Origin of the sequence: Anabaena sp. CS-542/02, assembly GCF_028331085.1 — a bacterium.
Classification (GTDB): domain Bacteria; phylum Cyanobacteriota; class Cyanobacteriia; order Cyanobacteriales; family Nostocaceae; genus Anabaenopsis; species Anabaenopsis arnoldii.
The window spans coordinates 1-4002 of sequence record NZ_JAQMTM010000175.1 but is presented as its reverse complement, the minus strand read 5'-3'; the positions used below and the strand labels follow the sequence as shown (position 1 = coordinate 4002).

Sequence of the window (4002 nt, the reverse complement as noted above, 5' to 3'; positions counted from 1 at the left end):
TTAACATCCAGACCAGGTAAAAAACCAACCCCACCAATTAAAACCTCAAACACGGGGTTAGTTTGCAGCAGTTCTATTAGGCTGAATGTATAACCTAAGTCTGACCACCCTGTGGATGAAAAAATACGGAAATTATCTAATGGAGAGACATCATCATTGAGAATTGTCCCTGTAGCACTATCAAAAAACTGCTGGTTTAGTTCATCCAGACCCCGGAAGGCTTCTTCTGCTGTCTCAAAAATGTAGTACATATTTTTATAGTTTGTTTACGTAAGCAGTTAACAGTAATTCATTCACTGGGGGATTGCGCAAAGCGCAGTATAGTAGGCGATCGCGCCAGCGCTGCACTCAGCTTGCACTTCCAAGCTGGGTGCAAGCTAAAAAGTCCCTTGACTGGATATATAAATTTTTAATATTGGTGAATACTCGTGACTGGCACAACATACTCATGGGTTGTTTGATAACTTTTCAACGGGTAAATCTGATTGTAGGGAACACCAAAAGCCAAAAAATTAAGTTCCCTTTCTTTCCTATAGGATAGTTGACTTGGAGTAAACCCCTATTGGATACAGTATTTGTAAATTTTAAAACATTCTTTCCCCTGGACTAAATATTGATTTAATCACAATCTAAGAATACCACAATTAACTTACCTTTAGTTTACAAGTGCATTTTTTTATCTTGTGGCATCAGTGATACTATTTAGGTAATCTTGTCATCTATCTTTAGATAGATTTTTTAGGAAGCCAGGGAATAAATTAAGAGTCTCATAGCTAAAGCCCACTGCAAGGGGACTAGTGGGTTATCTAGAATACTCAACCGTCAACAGACTTTGTACTGTTTTCCTCCCTTGTCTCCTTGTCCACCAAGTCTTACCCTCACGACAATGTAAAAAACCTACCCTTGTAAGCCCCCCATCAGCGATCGCACCACCAGCGAAATAGCCCAGAGTCCCCAACGCAGAAATATCACAGTCATTCGCGGATAACCTGGTCATCTATTCCAGTCGGATTTATCCGACTTTAGCTATCAGACAGGGGTTTCTAACCCCTGGCTCTCTGTCTGTCAACCGTCAACCAATATGGCTAATCTCAAAGCAATACGCGATCGCATTCAGTCAGTCCCATCAGCGATCGCACTACCACCGAAATCACCCAGAGTCCCCAACGCAGAAATATCACAGTTATTCGCGGATAACCTAGTCATCTATTCCAGTCGGATTTATCCGACTTTAGCTATCAGACAGGGGTTTCTAACCCCTGGCTCTCTGACTGTCAACCGTCAACCAATATGGCTAATCTCAAAGCAATACGCGATCGCATTCAGTCGGTCCCATCAGCGATCGCACCACCAGCGAAATTTAAGCGTTTCAAGGCTTCCCCCTGCTATAATTGCGGGCGATCGCACTGCGCCAAGGAGCAATATTAGTCATTGCTTAAAAATTTCTCCACACAACGCACAAATATTTCTACACCCATAGCTAAGGCTGTTTCATCAAAATCAAATCGGGGATGATGATGGGGATAATCCAGATTTTTCTGGGGGTTAGCAGCACCCAGGAAGAAATAACAGCCAGGAACTTCTTGTAAAAAGAATGACATATCCTCACCCCCCATAGTTTGACAGGTGGGGACAATACCTAAAGGGGTTTCTACTACCGCCGCTGCTACTGACCTGACTAGTTCCGCCATATGAGCATCATTAATTACGGGGGGGTAAAGATTCCAGTATTCTAAATCATATTTTGCCCCATGACTTTGGCAAACCCCGGCAATGATTGACTCAACTCGCTGGTGAAAGAATCCGGCTAAATCTGGGTTAAAATACCTGATAGTACCACTCATGCGGGCAGTATCAGCAATTACATTTAGTTTTGTGCCAGCGTGAAGTTCTCCCACGGTCACCACGGCGGAATCTATGGGGTTGACGTTCCGGGCGACAATGGTTTGCAGGGCATTGACAACCTGGGCTGCCACCACGATAGAATCAATGGTTTGATGGGGCATAGCACCATGTCCACCTTGACCTAAAATGGTACAATTAAAACATTCTACAGATGCCATTAACGCCCCAGGGCGTACGCCTACTGTACCTAATGGTAAATTATTCCATAGGTGCAGGCCAATGATGGCATCTACATCGGGGTTTTTTAGTACCCCCTGTTTAATCATCGGTTTGGCTCCCCCTGGGCCTTCTTCCGCTGGTTGAAAGATGATTTTGACAGTGCCACTCAAGTTGTGACGGTGCTTGTGTAAGTGGTAAGCTGTACCCAGGGCGATCGCCGTATGTCCATCATGTCCGCAAGCGTGCATCACGCCGTCATGTTGGGATTTATAGCTGACATCATTTAGTTCTTGAATGGGTAAAGCGTCCATATCAGCACGAATGGCTAATACTTTCTCACCACCGGGTTGATTCCCCTGAATTATGGCTACAATACCAGTTTCCGCTATACCTGTCTCATGGTCAATCCCCCATGCTTGCAACTTGCTAGAAACTAACTGTGCTGTGAGTCGTTCTTGAAATCCCAACTCTGGTTTTTGATGTAGTTGTCTGCGCCATTCTACTAGTTGGGGTTCCAAGGCGCGAATTTCTAGACGAACAGCAGATAAATCAACAGCAGAATGGGGAAAACTAGAAACCATAATTAATCAAGTCCAGGTCGTTTCAGTAAGGCTAAATGAAGATATTTTCCCAGTGTACTCTTGGTCAAAAAGTTCAACTTGCATAAAACTGGAAAGTCTCAAGGGAACAGGGAACAGGGAACAGGGAACAGGGAACAGGGAACAGGGAACAGGGAACAGGGAACAGGGAACACCGCAGGAATGGGGAATGGGGAATGGGGAACACACCCAATACACCCAACACACCCCACCCTAACCGGAGGGTTAGGGTGGGTTCAAATAATATTCGATACACTAATCATGACTTGACAAACATCCTCTCAGAGCCAAATTCCTGATTACCTCAATCTTTCCCACTGGAGAGTTGAGGCTACATGGGCAAGTTGATCCAAATCTGCTAGATTATCTAAGTAAGGTAAACAACCTAAAACCGGTGTATTAGTTAAAGATTGAATTAAATCTGACGGGGTTAAATCAGCAATTTCCCCCTCATTCCGGGGCTGCACACAGTTAAGAATAATACCTCTGAGATTTACCTTTGATTGCCGAGCCAATGCTACATTAGCCACAGCTTGGGCGATCGCACCTAGTCGGACTGGTACTACTAAGACTGTAGGTAAACGCCAATCACCGGCTAAATCAGCCACGGTCAACTCATCGGTAATCGGTGAACCTAAACCCCCTAAAGCCTCTACGAAAACAAAATCACGCTGCGATCGCAATTGAGTGAAAGCTTGCCATACTAAGGCTAAATCCACAGAGCGATTTTCCTTGGCGGCGGCGATGGGGGGGGCTAGAGGCGCGTTAAAATATAAAGGGGTAATTTCCTCCGATGACTGCTGTAAAGAAAATAACTTTTGATATAATTCGCGATCGCCCACACCTGACTGAATGGGTTTCATGATTCCCCAAGTCTGCTGGGGGTAATACTTTTGGTAATAAGCTGCCAAAGCCGTGGTTACAACAGTTTTGCCAGCGTCGGTATCAGTACCAGTAATAAATAATGTGTTTAACAATGTGTTTAACAATCTCTTCGGCGATTACTTTCTAAATATAGTCATCCTATTTGACTTGAGAAATTATCAGTGAGGAAAGGGAACAGGGAACAGGGAACAGGGAACAGAAATTGTTCATGAATCATTTAAGATTGCCATATGCACATATTAAGCCAATTGTAATATATTCTCTACCGTTCGTGTTAAACTGAACAAATCTCCATCTGTTCAAAATGACACTCTATAAAGGCATAACCTTTATTGGTGTAACGGCGACACTCGCTATCCCATTTGCAAAAGCATTTGGGAATACTTTTCTTATAATATTAGCTGACCCATTGCAATCTGCATTTAGGAGGATTCCTTGAGCCGATTTGAATAGA

At 43.9% G+C, this 4002-nt stretch carries 5 protein-coding genes; 1 reads left to right on the top strand and 4 read right to left on the bottom strand.

Annotated features, from left to right (window positions below; all coding sequences use genetic code 11):
- Positions 1 to 251, bottom strand: a 251-nt coding sequence (locus PN447_RS18220; RefSeq protein ID WP_271764423.1) for a hypothetical protein, incomplete at its 3' end; no start/stop codon positions are given.
- Positions 252 to 802: 551 nt separating this feature from the next.
- Positions 803 to 997: a hypothetical protein gene (locus tag PN447_RS18215; protein WP_271764422.1), complete on the bottom strand. Its 195-nt coding sequence runs from the start codon at positions 995 to 997 to the stop codon at positions 803 to 805.
- 293 nt (positions 998 to 1290) lie between these two features.
- On the opposite strand from PN447_RS18215, the gene PN447_RS18210 reads away from it, so the two are divergent.
- Positions 1291 to 1428 carry a hypothetical protein gene (locus PN447_RS18210; RefSeq protein ID WP_271764421.1) on the top strand — a complete coding sequence of 46 codons (138 nt, stop codon included), beginning with the start codon at positions 1291 to 1293 and terminating at the stop codon, positions 1426 to 1428.
- Here PN447_RS18210 and PN447_RS18205 read toward each other — a convergent pair.
- Together PN447_RS18205 and bioD are read right to left on the bottom strand one after the other, a co-directional pair.
- Positions 1425 to 2645 (bottom strand): M20 metallopeptidase family protein, encoded by a 1221-nt coding sequence (locus PN447_RS18205; RefSeq protein WP_271764420.1) that lies wholly within the window; start codon positions 2643 to 2645, stop codon positions 1425 to 1427. The two genes, PN447_RS18210 and PN447_RS18205, sit on opposite strands and share 4 nt — an antisense overlap.
- A gap of 317 nt (positions 2646 to 2962) precedes the next feature.
- Complete coding sequence (gene bioD / locus PN447_RS18200; protein WP_271764419.1) at positions 2963 to 3640, bottom strand: dethiobiotin synthase; 678 nt, start codon at positions 3638 to 3640, stop codon at positions 2963 to 2965.
- Positions 3641 to 4002: the final 362 nt, after the last annotated feature.